The 14,612-nt window shown below is 67.2% G+C and carries 15 protein-coding genes; 11 read left to right on the forward strand and 4 right to left on the reverse strand.

Translation table 11 applies throughout. The features are described 5' to 3' along the window. Positions 1 to 8 precede the first annotated feature (8 nt). Genes G6N16_RS21095 through G6N16_RS21125 form a run of 7 tightly spaced genes read left to right on the forward strand, consistent with a single transcriptional unit; the run spans position 9 to position 6,831 of the window. Positions 9 to 1,091, forward strand: coding sequence for an MCE family protein (locus G6N16_RS21095; protein WP_083030437.1), 1,083 nt, complete (start codon positions 9 to 11; stop codon positions 1,089 to 1,091). A gap of 17 nt (positions 1,092 to 1,108) precedes the next feature. Next, positions 1,109 to 2,254, forward strand: coding sequence for an MCE family protein (locus tag G6N16_RS21100; RefSeq protein WP_083030438.1), 1,146 nt, complete (start codon positions 1,109 to 1,111; stop codon positions 2,252 to 2,254). After that, a complete protein-coding gene (locus G6N16_RS21105) occupies positions 2,251 to 3,378 on the forward strand; it encodes an MlaD family protein (RefSeq protein ID WP_163787939.1) in 1,128 nt (375 codons plus the stop codon). The genes G6N16_RS21100 and G6N16_RS21105 overlap by 4 nt, the downstream gene beginning before the upstream one ends. Continuing rightward, complete coding sequence (locus tag G6N16_RS21110; protein ID WP_083033733.1) at positions 3,375 to 4,766, forward strand: MlaD family protein; 1,392 nt, start codon at positions 3,375 to 3,377, stop codon at positions 4,764 to 4,766. The genes G6N16_RS21105 and G6N16_RS21110 overlap by 4 nt, the downstream gene beginning before the upstream one ends. Before the next feature lie 13 nt (positions 4,767 to 4,779). Further along, positions 4,780 to 5,445 (forward strand): Rv1363c family protein, encoded by a 666-nt coding sequence (locus tag G6N16_RS21115; RefSeq protein WP_083033731.1) that lies wholly within the window; start codon positions 4,780 to 4,782, stop codon positions 5,443 to 5,445. Positions 5,446 to 5,455: 10 nt separating this feature from the next. Next, entirely contained in the window at positions 5,456 to 6,169 is a 714-nt protein-coding gene (locus G6N16_RS21120; RefSeq protein ID WP_083033729.1) for a hypothetical protein, read from the forward strand. 50 nt (positions 6,170 to 6,219) lie between these two features. Then, the gene (locus tag G6N16_RS21125; RefSeq protein ID WP_083033728.1) at positions 6,220 to 6,831 is read left to right on the forward strand and encodes a TetR/AcrR family transcriptional regulator; all 612 of its coding nucleotides are present in this window, start codon (positions 6,220 to 6,222) and stop codon (positions 6,829 to 6,831) included. 14 nt (positions 6,832 to 6,845) lie between these two features. On the opposite strand, the gene G6N16_RS21130 is transcribed toward G6N16_RS21125, so the two are convergent. Genes G6N16_RS21130 through G6N16_RS21145 form a run of 4 tightly spaced genes read right to left on the reverse strand, consistent with a single transcriptional unit; the run spans position 6,846 to position 10,409 of the window. Further along, positions 6,846 to 7,289 carry a carboxymuconolactone decarboxylase family protein gene (locus tag G6N16_RS21130; RefSeq protein WP_083033726.1) on the reverse strand — a complete coding sequence of 148 codons (444 nt, stop codon included), beginning with the start codon at positions 7,287 to 7,289 and terminating at the stop codon, positions 6,846 to 6,848. A gap of 3 nt (positions 7,290 to 7,292) precedes the next feature. Next, the gene (locus G6N16_RS21135; protein ID WP_083033725.1) at positions 7,293 to 8,147 is read right to left on the reverse strand and encodes an NAD(P)-dependent oxidoreductase; all 855 of its coding nucleotides are present in this window, start codon (positions 8,145 to 8,147) and stop codon (positions 7,293 to 7,295) included. Beyond that, the gene (locus G6N16_RS21140) at positions 8,144 to 8,896 is read right to left on the reverse strand and encodes an SDR family oxidoreductase (protein WP_083033723.1); all 753 of its coding nucleotides are present in this window, start codon (positions 8,894 to 8,896) and stop codon (positions 8,144 to 8,146) included. The genes G6N16_RS21135 and G6N16_RS21140 overlap by 4 nt, the downstream gene beginning before the upstream one ends. 40 nt (positions 8,897 to 8,936) lie before the next feature. Continuing rightward, a complete protein-coding gene (locus tag G6N16_RS21145) occupies positions 8,937 to 10,409 on the reverse strand; it encodes an aldehyde dehydrogenase (protein WP_083033735.1) in 1,473 nt (490 codons plus the stop codon). Positions 10,410 to 10,601: 192 nt separating this feature from the next. On the opposite strand from G6N16_RS21145, the gene G6N16_RS21150 reads away from it, so the two are divergent. Genes G6N16_RS21150 through G6N16_RS21165 form a run of 4 tightly spaced genes read left to right on the forward strand, consistent with a single transcriptional unit; the run spans position 10,602 to position 14,606 of the window. Continuing rightward, a complete protein-coding gene (locus tag G6N16_RS21150; RefSeq protein ID WP_234806037.1) occupies positions 10,602 to 11,201 on the forward strand; it encodes a TetR/AcrR family transcriptional regulator in 600 nt (199 codons plus the stop codon). Beyond that, on the forward strand, positions 11,198 to 12,424 hold the full coding sequence (locus G6N16_RS21155) for a cytochrome P450 (RefSeq protein WP_083033720.1): 1,227 nt from the start codon (positions 11,198 to 11,200) through the stop codon (positions 12,422 to 12,424). The genes G6N16_RS21150 and G6N16_RS21155 overlap by 4 nt, the downstream gene beginning before the upstream one ends. A gap of 12 nt (positions 12,425 to 12,436) precedes the next feature. Continuing rightward, entirely contained in the window at positions 12,437 to 13,246 is an 810-nt protein-coding gene (locus G6N16_RS21160; protein ID WP_163787940.1) for an SDR family oxidoreductase, read from the forward strand. Positions 13,247 to 13,250: 4 nt separating this feature from the next. Next, on the forward strand, positions 13,251 to 14,606 hold the full coding sequence (locus G6N16_RS21165; RefSeq protein WP_083032108.1) for a lanosterol 14-alpha demethylase: 1,356 nt from the start codon (positions 13,251 to 13,253) through the stop codon (positions 14,604 to 14,606). The last annotated feature ends 6 nt before the right edge of the window (positions 14,607 to 14,612 follow it).

Raw genomic sequence — 14,612 nt, forward strand, 5'->3', positions numbered from 1 at the left:
GGGCCGCTATGTTCGATCGCTGGAGGCGGCCCATCGAGTCGGTGAACAAGACCTGGCTGGGCGCCGTATCCATCGGGGTGGTCGCCGTCGTCATCGCCGCGGTGGTGGGGCTGGCCAACCTGCCGGTCTCCGAAACCGGTTACACCGGCGAGTTCGCCCAGGCGGCTCAGATCGCTCCCGGAGACCGGGTGACCATCGCCGGCATCGACGTCGGAAAAGTCGACAAGGTCAAGCTCTCCGGTGACTTCGTGACCGTCGCGTTCACCGTGCGCAACGGGGTCCCGGTCGGGAACGAGGCCCGGGCGGCGATCAAACTCAGCACGCTGCTGGGACGGCGCTACCTGGAGCTGTCGCCGGACGGCGACGGTGAACCGGCGCAGCGAACGATCAAACTGACCCACACCAGCGTCCCCTACAACCTGCAGCAGACGCTGGCCGATGCGACCACCACCTTCGGGGACGTGGACGCCGACCGCATCGCCACCTCCCTCTCGGTGCTCAGCGGAGGCCTCGACGGCGTCCCGGAGGCCCTGCCGCAGGCGTTGGTCAACATCAACGCGCTCGCCGACATCGTCGTCAAACGCCGCGATCAGCTCGGCTCACTACTGGCCAACGTCGACACCGTCACCTCGATGGTCCGCGACCAGAAGGCGAATCTCGGTGCGCTGATGATCCAGGGCCAGACCCTGCTGTCGGAGATCACCACCCGCAGCGCCGCCGTGCACCGGCTGCTCGACAGCGCCACCGCGACGATCAAGACCGTCAAGACGCTGCTGAACGACAGTCCCGCAATCGATTCCATGCTCGACGGCTTGACGCGGATGACCAACATGGTCTCCACCAACGACGCGATGCTCCGGGACCTGTTCCAGCTCATGCCGGTGGCCTTCCGGAACCTGGCCAACGCCAGCGGAAGCGGCACCGCGCTGGACGTCAACCTCCCCGCAGGCGTGATGGTGGATTCCTGGATGTGCGCGATCAGCGCCCGGGGCAAGCAGTTCAACCTGGCCCAGTACTTCACCAACTGCAAACCCGCGGCCGACCCGTTCCCCGGCTGGCCGCCGCCGGATCCGGCAAGGCTACCGGGTTGATCGGGAGGAGGGACGAGATGGCGAAGAGGAACATACCCACACCGAGCCGGCGCGCGGCCGTCGTCGGAATCCTGTTGGTGCTCTGCGTGATTGCGCTCATCGTCGTCGACATGCCCGGCCACGGACGCAAGCCGATGACCATCACCGCCCAGTTCCCGGATGCGGTCGGCCTGTACGCCGGCAACCAGGTCGCGGTGCTCGGCATGCCGGTGGGCAAGGTCGTCAGCGTCACACCCAAGGATCAGTTCGTCGAGGTGGTGCTCGAGGTCGACCCCGATATCGACATTCCGGCCAATGTGCAGGCGGTGACGGTCTCCACCTCCCTGCTGACCGACCGGCACGTCGAACTCACTCCCCCGTATCGCACCGGCGCCAAGCTGGCCGACGGCGACGTACTCGGGCTGAGCCGCACCCGCACCCCGGTCGAGTTCGACCGCACCCTGGCCATGGCCGACAAACTGTCTCGGTCCCTGGGCGGCGACGGCAAAGGACAGGGACCGCTGGCCGATCTCATCGCCATCGGGGACAAGGTGGCCACCGGCAGCGGGCAGGATCTCAAGGCGACATTGTCCCGGCTGTCCGACGCGCTGCGGCTGAGCAACGACGGCGGAGCCGCTACGAGGCGCAATATCCAGGCGATCGCCGGCAACCTGGCAGAACTGACCACCGCCGCGGCCGACAACGATACGACCATCCGCCAGTTCGGTTCTCAGATCCGTCAACTCACCGATATCGCCGCCGACCAGAATCTCGGCGCTGGAAAGGCCGGAGCACAGCTCAACCAGGCGCTGGCCGAGGTGACCACTCTGCTGGTCGACAACCGCGACAAGATCAAATCGACCATCAAGGATTCCGGCGCCCTGCTGGGGACGCTGGCGGACAAACAGCGTGAGCTCTCCGAGGTCCTCGACGTGCTGCCCATGCTGGGGGACAACATCTACGCCACCATCGACCGCAATGTGGGTGCCTTCCGGGTGCACCCGCTGCTGGACAAGCTGATGCTCAACGGCCAGATGGTGAAAGAGGTCTGCAACCTCGCCGGTATGAAGGACCTGGGCTGCAACACCGGAACGATCAACGACTATTCGCCCGATTTCGGGGCGAACTTCTTCGCCGAAAGCATGACCGGGCTGCTGGCGAACATGGCGGGACCGCCGCGATGACCGCCACCCCCGTTCGCCGGACCCGCTGGGCGCGCAGCACCATGGCCGCCGCACTGGCCACGATGCTGGCCGGCTGCGGCGGCGGGCTGGAAGCGCTGCCGCTGCCCGCACCCGGCCACGTCAACGCACCCATCACCATCGTCGCCGCCTTCGCCAACGCGATGAACCTGCCGGCCAAGGCGAAGGTCAAGCTCAACGGTGCCGACATCGGCGAGGTCGAGTCGATCCGGGCCAAGGACTTCACCGCCTACGTCACCATGCGGATCGAGTCCAGCGTTCCGCTCTACACCGACGCCACCGCCGAACTGCGCTCGGCGACCCCGCTCGGGGACATCTTCGTGGCCATCCGGCAGAAGCCGGTACCGGGCCAGGGGGAACGGCGCCTGCACAACGACGATTCCATTGCCTTGTCGGCGACCACGTCGGCCTCGACGGTGGAGGACGTACTGACCTCGGCGGCACTGCTGGTCAACGGTGGAGCGATCCGCCGACTGGTGACCGTGGTCAACGGCGCGGGCCACGCGCTCGGTGGTCGCGGTGCGAAACTGGCCGACCTGCTACACGAATCGAACACCCTGGTGTCTCGGCTGAACACCCGGTCGGCCCAGATCGACGACGCCCTGCGCAGCACCTCCGACCTGGCGGCCACCCTGGCGTCCCGCCAAACGACACTGGAGGACGGCATCTCGGCGTCCGTGCCGGCGCTGGCGGTGATCGACGACAGCATCACCACGCTCACCGACCTGGCTTCGGGCCTCGGCCGGATCACCAAACAGCTCACCCGGTTCCCGTCCATGCAGGGCACCGATACCCGCAGCATGATCGCCGACCTGAACGCACTCGCCGCCGAATTCAACGGCATCGTCACCGATCCCAAGGTGAACCTCAACCTGTGGAACCGGGTGATCTCCATGCTGAACAAGATCACCAGCGCTCCCAATATCCACGCCGTCGCCGACGTCCGACAATTGGCACTCGGGTCCCTGCCCGACAAGAACTACCCGGGTGACCCGATGTTCCACGGACCCGATGGCACCGACTGGCACGCCATGGTCGGCAGTCTGCGCTATTCCTGGAACGTTCTGTTGAGTCGCGTCTACGGCCCCCAGCACGAGCCCCGATGACGCGCGCGAACCCACACCTCGCCGAACGGCTGGCCAGGATCACCGTCGACTCGGTGCGGGCGCTGGCGCGCCAACGCGTGCCGCTGTCGGTGTTCGGGCTGGTGGTGACCACGGTGCTGGCGACGGGCTACATCGCCATCGGGGCATTGGACACGAACCCGCTGCGCTCGACGATCTCGGTGCAGGTGCTGCTGCCGGAGTCCGGTGGACTGATGCCGAATCAGAACGTCACCTTCCGGGGTGTCCCGGTCGGGCACGTCACTTCGGTGGCGTTCACCCGGCACGGCGTCCTGGCCACCGCGGAGATCAACACCAGCGCGCAGGTGCCGGCGGACAGCCTCGCCCATGTCTCCGCGCTCTCCCCGGCCGGCGAGCAGTATCTCGATTTCCGCCCGCCGTCGCAGGACGGGGACTCCGGCCCGACCCGTCGGGACGTACCCCGGCTGGCCGACGGTGCGGTGCTCACCGAGGACATCGACGCCATTCCGGTGACCCTGGCGCGGCTGCTGGCGAACTCCGATGGTGTACTCGGGCAACTGGACCCGGACAAGTTGAGTGCGATCACCTCGGAGCTGCGAGTCAGCAACCAGGGCCCGGCAAAGTTGGCCGACCTGTTCGACGGCGGGTCGTTCCTTATCTCCACCGTCGCGTCGGTGCTCCCGCAGACCATGAGCGTATTGCGCAACAGCCGACAGGTGTTGACCCTGCTCGGCGATGTCACGCCGGGGCTGGATCACAGCGCCCGCAATCTGAAGAGCATCCTGACCGGGATCAACGCGATGGACGGCGGTTTCCGCACGCTGATGGCCCGCGGTGAGCCCACCCTGAATGCCATCGACGGCCTGATCGATGACAACTCCGACACCATGGTCTCGCTGCTGGGCAGTCTGACCACCATCGCCCAGCTGACCACGGTGCGCGTCCCGGCGCTGCGCCAGATGATCGCGGCCCCACGCGGTTCGGCGTTGGCGGCCATCGGCGACACCCTGCACGACGGGTACGTCATGGCCATCGCCGATGTCTATCCCCGGTACGGCTGCGACTACCAGCTGCCCCGGCTGTCGCCGTTCGTGGCCAGCTACCCGGAGCCGTACCTCTACACCTACTGCACCAATCCCGACCCGGCGGTGCTGGTCCGCGGCGCCCGGAACGCACCGCGGCCACCCGGTGACGACACCGCCGGGCCGCCGCCCGGCTACGATCCCCTGGCCCAGGCCGTACCCGCGCCCAAGGTCAAGAGCCTGATGCCGACTCCCTATGGCGGCAGCCTGTTCCCGTACCCGCTGCCCGCCGATCCGCCGGACTATCCGTTGCCGCCGAATTGGCCCGGGAAACCGCCGGCGGACTACGTCGAGCCGTCGCCCTCCCCCCGCCCCACGGACAACTGAAAGGACGGTGCCCGTGACCGTGAAGCTTCTCAAACCTGCCGATTCCGCCGATGTTTTCGACCTGGTGGAAACCGCCGACGCCGACGACGTGGCCGACGGCGCCGCCCCGGAGGGCGAGGACGACGAGCTGGCCGAGCTCGACCAGCTCGACGATCTGGACGCCTTGGAGTCCACGGCGCCCGGGAAGGTGCGCGGCCGGCGCTGGCTGCGGTATACCGCCGTGATCGCCCTGGCTGTGATGTTCTTCGCCGCTGTAGCGGCCGCTGGGTTCTTCGGCTGGCAGTACAAGCAGCACAACGAGATCGATAACGCCGGGCGGGCCGCCCTGGCATCGGCCCAGGACTTCGTCGTCGCGCTGACCACCATCGAAACCGGTGCGGTCGACCAGGACGTCGAGCGGGTGATCGCCTCCTCCACGGGCGAATTCCGAGACACCTACAGCCAATCGGCCAGCCAACTCCGGCAGGTGCTCATCGACAACAAGGCCACCAGCAAGGGCACGGTTATCGACTCCGCGATCAAGTCCGTGTCCAAGGACCGAGTCGATGTGGTGTTGTTCGTCGACCAGTGGATCTCCAATGTCACCAGCCCCAAGCCGAGGATGGACCGAAGCCGGGTCTCGGTGACGATGACGCTGGTGGACGGCAAATGGCTGGCCAGCAACGTCGAACTCAAGTAGGGGGACGCCGATGAAAACCCTCCGAGGCTTCACGGTGACGGCACTGCTGGCGGTGGTGGCCGCCGCGGCGGCGCTGCTTTCGGAGCCGCCGGCGGCGCACGCGGCGGACTTCTTCGCCGTACCCGGGGTGATCGAGGGACAGAGCCCGGACACGCTGGGCGCGTGGAGTGTTCACTACGAGCGCGTCGGTGGCGGTGATCCCGGCATCGCCGAGACCATCAACGGTCACATCGACGACAAGGCCAATGAACTCGTCCAGAAGGCGACCTGGGACGGCTCCACCCGGCGGCCGTGGACATTCGATGCGAACGGCACTGTACGGTTCACCACGGCGGTGTCGGAAATCTTTGTGACCCAATATGACACCGCCGAACCGCACATGCCCATGCAATCGGTGGCCGGCCTGGTGCTCGACCCCCGGACCGGAAATCGGATCACCTGGGACAATCTGTTCGTCGACAAGACCGCCGGGCTCCTGGCGCTGGGCAATGCAACCGAGACCGCGGTGGCGTCGGTGGCGGCGCCGGAGGCCGTGCGAGACTTCAAACGGCGGAGCGAATTCGCACCCATCGACATCAACTTTCCGGCCTGGGTTCCCACCCCGGCCGGAATCGAACTGCACTTCCCGGAATTTCAGTTCGGCCGTGGCTTGAAAGTCATCACCGTCCCCTGGGCCCGGGTCGCCGATCAGGTTCGACCAGAGTTCGCCACACTCATGCGTTGAAATCACCAGCAGCCCAGGTTGAAAACCCCAGCAGTCACAGAAGGAGCACGATGCCGACATCCCCGGCGGTGTCCACGGCCACCGACACCGAGGAGACCGATCGCGGCAACCAGATACTGGCGGCCGCGAACGAGTGCTTCATCCAACTCGGCATCGCCCGCACCAGCGTGCAGGACGTCGCGCGGATGGCCAACGTGTCACGGGGCACGGTCTACCGCTATTTCGGCGATCGCACCGTACTCATCGAGGCGGCCATCGAGTACGGCGCCCAGAAGCACTACCGGCTGATGGAAGCGGCGATGTCGCAGAAGCGCACGCTGGCCGAACAGATGGGCGCGATGGCCGAAGCCCACGCCTTGGTTCTGCTGGAGCATCGCACCCGCAACCGGCTGATGTCCGACGACAGTGAGCTGATGCGTCACCTGATCGCCGACGGCGACAGTGCAGTCCGCCGGTCCACCCAGTTCCTCATCCCGTATGTGCGCGACGCCCAGCAGCGTGGCGAGGTCGGCGCGGCCGTCGACGTCGAGGCGGCCAGTGAGTGGCTGGCCCGCATCGTCTACTCGTTCTCCACCGTCAACGAGGCCCTGACCTTCGACATGTCCAATCCCGAGACCGTCCGGCGCTACGTCGAGAAGTTCGCGGTGAACGGCTTGCGCTGACCGGATCCCGTCGCTCAGCGCTCGTCGAGCGTCTGCCCCGAGCTCATCTTGACGGCGGCGTTGACATTGGCCTTCTTGTCCTCGCCCTCGCCGCGGTCGGCCGCCTTGCGGCGCCGAGCGACCACCTTGTCAACGGTGCCGTTGAGCCCGGAGCCCAACGGGAAACCGAGGTACTGGGTCAGAAAGACCGCCATCTGCTTGAGTTCCTCGCCGGTGAGCTCTTCGTTGAGCAGCGCGGCGTTGACCTGGATCTCGGCCAGGTCCTGGCGGCCCACGGCGGTGACCGCGGCCAGCGTCATGATGCGTTTCTCCCGCATGGACAGTCCGGGCCGGTTCCAGATGTCGCCGAACAGGTGATCAACGGTGAGATCGAAGTACGGGTCGCCCTCGATGTTGGGCATCTCCCAGCCGTAGACCTCGTTCATCTTCGCCAGGCCCTTGGCCCGCTGTTCGTCCATCCCTCACTCCTTCTCGTGCGGCACGCCGAGTCCGGCGGCCAAATTGTCCAGGGCCACCCGGGCCAGCGGCAGGTCCACACCCACCGAATTCCCCAGGCCCAGCGCCAGACTCAGGTCCTTTTCGGCCAGGCCCCGGGTGTGGACGAACATGTCGTAGAGCCAGTGATCGGGTGCCAGTGGCGCGGTGTCGTCGCGCAGGATGATCGCGCCCGGCCCGCCGCTCTGGGCGTCGGAGTGGCGTACCACCCGGCCGAGCTTCTGCAGGTCGATGCCGGCGGCCTCGGCCAGGGCCATCGCCTCACACGAGGCTGCGAAGCCGATGAACGTCAACATGTTGCGGGCCAGCTTCATCCGGGTTCCCGCTCCCGGTTCACCGGCACGCACCACCAGCGACGCCCACTTCTTGAACACCGGCTTGACCGCGGCGAACGCCTCGTCGTCGGCGCCGACCATCACGGCCAGCTCGCCCTTGCCGGCCGCACCGGCGCCGCCACTGACCGGGGCATCGACGATGTGAATCCCCCTGGGCCGCAGCGCATCGGCAAGTTCGGCCGCGGTGTCCGGCTCGATCGTGGAGTGGATCGCGATGACGGTGCCGGGCGCTGCGTGTTCGGCGAGTTCGCCGACCACCGTGCGCACCTGGGCGTCGTTGAGCACCGTCACGCTGATCACGTCGGCGGCGGCCACCTCGGCCACCGAGCCCGCGCATACGGCGCCCAGTTCTCCCAGCGGCTCCATGGTCTCGGCCCGCACGTCGAACACCACCAGACCGCCGGGCCAGTCCGCCAGCCGCTGGGCCATCGGTGCGCCCTGATTGCCCAGCCCGATGTAGCCGAGTTTGATCTCACCGTCGGTCATGAGCGGATGATCTGTCCGCCGTCGACGTTGAAGATCTGGCCGGTGATCCACGACGCCTCGTCCGACAGCAGGAACAGGCACATGCCGACCAGGTCCTCCGGGGTGCCCATCCGGGCCAGCGGCAGGGTCTGCACGATCTGCTTGACGATGGCCTGCGGGGTGGTGGTGCGGTTGGCCTCGGTGTCGATCGGCCCGGGCGCGATCGCATTGATCCGGATGTTGCGCCAGCCCAGTTCCCGGGACAGCTGCTGGGTCAGGCCGTTGATGCCGACCTTGGCCAGCCCGTAGAAGTTCGAGTACACCCAGGCCGCGGTGGAGGACTGGTTGACGATGACACCGCCGCCGCGGGCCTCCATGTGGGACACCACCGCCCGGCTGCACAGCAACGCACCGTCGAGGTTGACGCTCATGAACTTCTGGTAGTAGTCCCACGGGACGGTGAGCAGCCCGTCGAGCTTCATGCCGCCGAAGATCGCGGCGTTGTTGACCAGGAAGTCGATGCCACCGAGTTCGGCGACCGTCGCCTCGGCCATCGCGATGCACGAATCCGGGTCGGAGACGTCGACCTGCACGGCGATGGCGCGCCCGCCGGCAGCGTTGATGGCCTCGGCGACGCTGCGGGCTCCCTCGATGTTGATGTCGGCGACCGCGACGGCCGCGCCTTCGCGGGCCAGCGCCTCGGCGTAGGCCTGTCCGATGCCACCGCCGGATCCGGTGACGATCGCTACCTTGTTCTCGAATCGCTTCATTCTTCTCCTCGAATGTGCTTGTGCTGCATTGCTGGTCGGTCTACTGCGGCGCCAGGGTGGCGATCACCTTGGTCTCCAGGTACTCCTCGAATCCAGCGACGCCCATCTCCCGGCCGTTGCCGGACTGCTTGTAGCCGCCGAACGGCGCATCGGCTGCGTACCAGACGCCGCCGTTGACGTTGACGGTGCCGACGCGCAGCTTCGCGGCCACCGCGGAGGTCCGCGCCGGGTCGGTGCCGAAGACGGTGCCGGACAGGCCGTAGGGCGAGTCGTTGGCGATGGCCACCGCGTCGTCGTCGCCGTCGTGGGCGATGACGGTCAGTACCGGGCCGAAGATCTCCTCGCGGGCCACCCGAGCGGAATTGTTCAGTCCGGCAATGACGGTCGGCGAGATGAAGAATCCCTTGGGCTGGTCGGCGGGGCGGCCGCCACCGCAGGCGAAGCTGCCGCCCTCGGCGAGCGCGAGATCCAGGTAGCCCTGCACCCGGTCGCGCTGGCGGGCGGAGATCAGCGGCCCGCAGATGGTGCGCTTGCTGTTCGGGTCGCCCGCGGCCAGACCGGCCATGGTGGCCGCGGCCGCGGCGACCGCGTCGTCGTAGGACGCCCGCGGCACCACCAGGCGGGTGGTGATGGCGCAGCCCTGCCCGGCGTGCATGGAGGTGGTGAACGCGGCCATCGAGCACGCCGCGGCCAGGTCGGCGTCGTCGAGCACGATGAACGCCGACTTGCCGCCCAGTTCCAGGAACACCTTCTTGATGGTGACCGCGGCATCGGTCATCACCGCGCGGCCGGTGGCGGTGGAGCCGGTGAACGACACCATGTCCACCCGCGGGTCCTGACTCAGCACCGCGCCGACGGTGTGGTCGCTGGAGGTGACGATGTTGAGCACCCCGGGCGGGAAGTCGGTGTGCTCGGTGACCAGCTCACCCAGCACCGCCGCCGCCCACGGGGTGTCCGGTGCGGGCTTGAGCACCAGGGTGTTTCCGGCCGCCAGCGCCGGCCCGATCTTGGCGAGGTTGATCTGGTGCGGGAAGTTCCACGGCGTGATGGCTCCCACCACGCCGACGGCCTCCCGGGCGATGGTGCGGTTGCTTGGCATGCCCTGCGGCGTCGCGAAGCCCAGATCGGTTTTCCAGGAATAGTTTTCGGCGGTATCGGCGCAGAATGACAGGTCGTCGACCGGGCCTTCCAACTGGCCGCCGGAGGTCAGCATGCGGGGTGCCCCGACCTCGGCGATGGTGAGCTCGCGCAGTTCCTCGATGTGCTCGCGCATGGCTTCGCGGAGTTGTCGGATGCAGCGGACCCGAAGCTCGGTGTTGGTCGACCAGTCGGTGTCGTCGAAGGCGCGCCGGGCGGCCTCGATCGCGGTCCCCATGTCCGCCGTCGTCGCATCGGCGGCCACCCCCAGGGTGTCCTCGGTGGCCGGGTTGATGGTTGGGAACACGCCAGCGGATCCCGCCACCAGCTTCCCGTCGATCAAGAGCTTGGATTCCCGGTCGGCCAGTAACGCCATCTGCGGCTCCACACTTTCGTCACTATCTGGACATGTGTCCGATGTCTACCGGGTGCAAGATATCCAGAATTCGACCCGGACCGCAAGACCTGACCCATCAGGATGACGATCTTCCCGATAAATATGCAGGTAGTCGGCCAATATCGGGGTTTGGCTTGCCTGTCGCACAGGCAATCGGATAAATTTGGACATGTGTCCAGCGATGGGGCGGCGGTGACCGCGACAGACGTACGCGAGACGCCGCGCAACCGGCGCCAGGAGGAGACCTTCCGCAAGGTGCTGGCCGCCGGGATCGAGATGCTGCGGGAGTCCTCGTACGCCGATCTGACCGTCCGCGCGGTCGCCAAACGCGCGCAGGTGGCCCCGGCGACGGCCTACACCTACTTCTCCTCGAAGAACCATCTGATCGCCGAGGTCTACCTGGACCTGATCCGCGCGGTGCCGTACTTCACCGACGTCAACGAACCGACGGTGAGCCGGGTCGACCGCGCGCTGCGCAGCCTGGCGCTGGTGGTCGCCGACGAGCCCGAGGTCGCCGCCGCGTGCACCACCGCCCTGATGGCCGGCGACGACGCCACGGTGCGCGCCGCCCGCGACCGGATCGGTGCGGAGATCCACCGCCGGATCACCTCCGCGCTGGGACCCGACGCCGACCCGCGCACCGTCGCGGCCCTGGAGATGACGTTTTTCGGCGCCCTGGTCCAGGCCGGCAGCGGGGTCATCACCTACCACCAGATCGCCGACCGGCTGACCTTCGTCGTCACCCTGATGCTGCACCAAGGAGATTCATGACCGCGACCGTCGACCACGCCGCCGGGGCGCCGCTGCTCGACCCGTACAGCTACGACTTCCATGAGGACCCGTACCCGTACTACCGCCGGCTGCGCGACGAGGCTCCGCTGTACCACAACTCCGATCTCGGATTCTGGGCGTTGTCCCGGCACGCCGACGTGTGGGCGGGCTTTCGCAATTCCACCGCGCTGTCCAACAAGTTCGGCGTATCGCTGGACCCGGCCTCCCGGGGCCCGCACGCCGCACTGACCATGTCGTTTTTGGCCATGGACGATCCGGCCCACCTGCGGCTGCGCACCCTGGTCTCCAAGGGCTTCACTCCGCGGCGCATCCGGGAGCTCGAACCCCGGGTCACCGAGATCGCCAACCAGCATCTGGACACAATGCTGGAACTGGCCGCCTCGGGTGAAACCGTCGACTACGTCACCGAATTCGCCGGCAAACTGCCGATGGACGTCATCTCCGAGCTGATGGGGGTGCCCGAGCCCGACCGCCAGGAGATCCGGGCCTGGGCCGACGCGGTGATGCACCGCGACGATGGTGTCACCGACGTGCCGAAGGAGGCCATCAAGGCCTCGATCAACCTGTTCGGCTACTACCACAACATGATCGCGGAGCGGCGCAAGCAGCCGTCGGACGACCTGACCTCGGCGCTGCTGGAAGCCGAGATCGACGGCGACAAGCTCACCGACGAGGAAGTCCTGGGCTTTCTGTTCCTGATGGTGATCGCGGGCAACGAGACGATTACCAAACTGCTTGCCAACGCCGCGTTCTGGGGTCACCGCAACCCCGATCAGCTGGCCCCGGTGTACGCAGACCTGGACCGGGTGCCACTGTGGGTCGAGGAGACCCTGCGTTACGACACCTCCAGCCAGATCCTGGCCCGCACCGTCGAGGGCGAATTCCGGATCTACGACACCGTCATTCCCGACGGCGACATCGTCCTGCTGCTGCCGGGATCGGCGCACCGCGACGAGCGGGTGTTCGAGGATGCCGACGATTTCGTCATCGGCCGCGACATCGGCGCCCGGTTGCTGAGCTTCGGCAGCGGCGCGCACTTCTGCCTCGGCGCGCACCTGGCCCGGATGGAGGGCCGGGTGGCGCTGACCGAGATGTTCAAACGCATCCGCGGCTTCGCCGTCGACGAGGACAACTCCGTCCGCGTCCACTCCAGCAATGTGCGCGGCTTTGCCCACCTGCCCATCACCGTCGAACTCCGCTGAAAGGCCCACGCAATGCCACGCTTTGACCCGCTGCCCGACCGCCGCCCGGCCTTCGTCGCCGGCGCATCCTCCGGCATCGGCGCCGCCACCGCCACCGAGCTCGCCCGCCGCGGCTTCCCGGTCGCCCTGGGGGCGCGGCGGGTGGAAAAGTGCCAGGAGCTCGTCGACGCCATCCGCGCCGACGGCGGAGAGGCCGTCGCGGTCTCCCTCGACGTCACCGACCCGGGCTCGGTGACCGAAGCGGTCAAGGCCGCCACCGCGGCACTCGGCGACATCGAAGTGCTGGTCGCCGGGGCCGGCGACACCTCCTTCGGCAAGCTCGCCGAGGTCAGCACCGACGACTTCGAATCGCAGTTGCAGATCCATCTGATCGGCGCCAATCGGCTGATGCGCGCGGTGGTCGGCGGCATGGTCGAGCGCAGGCGCGGCGACCTGATCTTCGTCGGATCCGATGTGGCACTTCGGCAACGCCCGCACATGGGCGCCTACGGCGCGGCCAAGGCCGCGCTGGTGGCCATGGTCACCAACCTGCAGATGGAGTTCGAAGGCACCGGAGTCCGGGCATCGCTGGTGCACCCCGGCCCGACGATGACCTCGATGGGGTGGAACCAGCCGATGGAACTGGTCGGTGCGGCGCTGGAGGACTGGGCCAAGTGGGGTCAGGCCCGGCACAGCTACTTCCTGCGCCCGGAGGATCTGGCCCGGGCCATCACATTCGTCGCGGAAACCCCGCGCGGTGGATTCATCGCCAATATGGAGCTCCAGCCCGAAGCTCCGCCGGCCGAGGCCACCGACCGTCAGAAACTCAAAGTGGAGGACTGAGCACATGACCACCGCAGTGGTGCCCCGGGTATCCGGCGGCGACGAGGAGCACGGCCATCTCGAAGAATTCCGCACCGACCCGATCGGGTTGATGCAGCGTCTGCGCGATGAGTGCGGCGACGTCGGCTGGTTCCAGCTGGCCGACAAGCAGGTGGTGCTGCTGTCCGGTGCCGAGGCCAACGAGTTCTTCTTCCGTTCCAGCGACAGCGAGCTCAACCAGGCCGAGGCCTACCCGTTCATGACGCCGATCTTCGGCGAGGGCGTGGTATTCGACGCCGACCCCGAGCGCCGCGCCGAGATGCTGCACAACACCGCGCTGCGCGGCGAGCAGATGAAGGGACACGCCGCCACCATCGAACGCGAGGTGCGGCGGATGATCGAAAACTGGGGCGACGAAGGCGAAATCGACCTGCTGGAGTTCTTCTCCGAGCTGACCATCTATACCTCGACCGCGTGCCTGATCGGGGGCAAGTTCCGCAACCAGCTGGATTCCCGGTTCGCCAACTACTACCACCTGCTGGAACGCGGCACCGATCCGCTGTGTTACGTCGACCCGTACCTGCCGATCGAGAGCTTCCGAATCCGCGACGAGGCCCGGGCCAACCTCGTCGAGCTGGTCCAGGAGGTGATGAACGGGCGCATCGCCAGTCCCCCGACGGACAAGAGCGACCGCGATCTGCTCGACGTGCTGGTGTCGATCAAGGACGAGGACGGCAACCCCCGGTTCTCCGCCAACGAGGTCACCGGGATGTTCATCTCACTGATGTTCGCCGGGCACCACACCAGCTCGGGCACCTCGTCGTGGACGATGATCGAGCTGCTGCGCAACCCGGACTACTACGCCAAGGTTCAGCAGGAGCTTGACGATCTGTACTCCGACGGCCAGGAGGTGAGTTTCCATGCGCTGCGCCAGATTCCGCATCTGGACAACGCACTCAAGGAGACCCTGCGGCTACATCCACCGCTGATCATCCTGATGCGGGTGGCCCAGGACGAGTTCGAGGTGCAGGGGTTCCCGATCCACAAGGGGCAGATGGTGGCCGCGTCCCCGGCGATCAGCAACCGCATCCCCGAGGACTTCCCGGACCCGGACGCCTTCGACCCGGACCGGTATGTGAAGCCGCGCCAGGAGGATCTGATCAACCGGTGGACCTGGATCCCGTTCGGGGCCGGCCGGCACCGCTGCGTGGGTGCGGCGTTCGCCCAGATGCAGATCAAGGCGATCTTCTCGGTGTTGTTGCGCGAGTACACCTTCGAGATGGCCCAGCCTCCGGAGACCTACCGCAACGATCACTCCAAGATGGTGGTCCAGCTGGCACGCCCGGCCAAGGTCCGCTACCGCCGACGTGTCCGGAACTGACGCGTC

It is taken from the genome of Mycolicibacterium insubricum, assembly GCF_010731615.1.
Classification (GTDB): Bacteria; Actinomycetota; Actinomycetes; order Mycobacteriales; family Mycobacteriaceae; genus Mycobacterium; species Mycobacterium insubricum.

Bases quoted from the DNA above. Each gene is read 5' to 3' on its own strand.
- G6N16_RS21160 (WP_163787940.1), top strand. From the start codon at position 12,437: ATGCCACGCTTTGACCCGCTGCCCGACCGCCGCCCGGCCTTCGTCGCC.
- G6N16_RS21110 (WP_083033733.1), top strand. From the start codon at position 3,375: ATGACGCGCGCGAACCCACACCTCGCCGAACGGCTGGCCAGGATCACC.
- G6N16_RS21105 (WP_163787939.1), top strand. From the start codon at position 2,251: ATGACCGCCACCCCCGTTCGCCGGACCCGCTGGGCGCGCAGCACCATG.
- G6N16_RS21140 (WP_083033723.1), bottom strand. From the start codon at position 8,896: ATGAAGCGATTCGAGAACAAGGTAGCGATCGTCACCGGATCCGGCGGT.
- G6N16_RS21165 (WP_083032108.1), top strand. From the start codon at position 13,251: ATGACCACCGCAGTGGTGCCCCGGGTATCCGGCGGCGACGAGGAGCAC.
- G6N16_RS21120 (WP_083033729.1), top strand. From the start codon at position 5,456: ATGAAAACCCTCCGAGGCTTCACGGTGACGGCACTGCTGGCGGTGGTG.
- G6N16_RS21100 (WP_083030438.1), top strand. From the start codon at position 1,109: ATGGCGAAGAGGAACATACCCACACCGAGCCGGCGCGCGGCCGTCGTC.
- G6N16_RS21155 (WP_083033720.1), top strand. From the start codon at position 11,198: ATGACCGCGACCGTCGACCACGCCGCCGGGGCGCCGCTGCTCGACCCG.
- G6N16_RS21125 (WP_083033728.1), top strand. From the start codon at position 6,220: ATGCCGACATCCCCGGCGGTGTCCACGGCCACCGACACCGAGGAGACC.
- G6N16_RS21135 (WP_083033725.1), bottom strand. From the start codon at position 8,147: ATGACCGACGGTGAGATCAAACTCGGCTACATCGGGCTGGGCAATCAG.
- G6N16_RS21130 (WP_083033726.1), bottom strand. From the start codon at position 7,289: ATGGACGAACAGCGGGCCAAGGGCCTGGCGAAGATGAACGAGGTCTAC.
- G6N16_RS21095 (WP_083030437.1), top strand. From the start codon at position 9: ATGTTCGATCGCTGGAGGCGGCCCATCGAGTCGGTGAACAAGACCTGG.
- G6N16_RS21145 (WP_083033735.1), bottom strand. From the start codon at position 10,409: ATGGCGTTACTGGCCGACCGGGAATCCAAGCTCTTGATCGACGGGAAG.